The organism is Flavobacterium sp. MEB061 (assembly GCF_000834715.1).
In the GTDB taxonomy this organism is placed as follows: Bacteria; Bacteroidota; Bacteroidia; order Flavobacteriales; family Flavobacteriaceae; genus Flavobacterium; species Flavobacterium pectinovorum.
Window position 1 is genome coordinate 1 of sequence record NZ_JXQR01000021.1, and the last position, 394, is coordinate 394.

Here is a 394-nt window from a genome sequence, read left to right on the forward strand (position 1 = left end):
CGGGGTGAGTTTTAATGCCAATCCGTATGTTGATTTCTATAGTGTTGACAACGGAAACAATTATGTAATCCAGGGACGTGCCCTGCCTTTTACAGATACAGATCAGGTTGTTTTGGGATACAATACAACGATAACCGGAGATTTTACGATTTCTATTGATAAGACTGATGGTGATTTGAGCAGCCATGCCATTTATCTGGAAGACAAGAAAACCGGGGTAATACACGATTTGACAAAAAGCGATTATACCTTTACTACCGAGAAAGGAACTTTCACTGATCGCTTGGTATTGCGTTATACCAACAAAACACTTGGAACGGGAGATTTCGAAAATATTGAAAACGGACTTCTGGTTTCTGTAAAAGACAAAACCATCAAGGTAACTTCTTCAACA

1 pseudogene is annotated in these 394 nt (G+C 39.1%); it reads left to right on the forward strand.

Going from position 1 to position 394, the window contains the following annotated elements:
• Positions 1-394 (forward strand): annotated as a pseudogene (locus RT99_RS25335) (hypothetical protein); the annotation flags it as partial.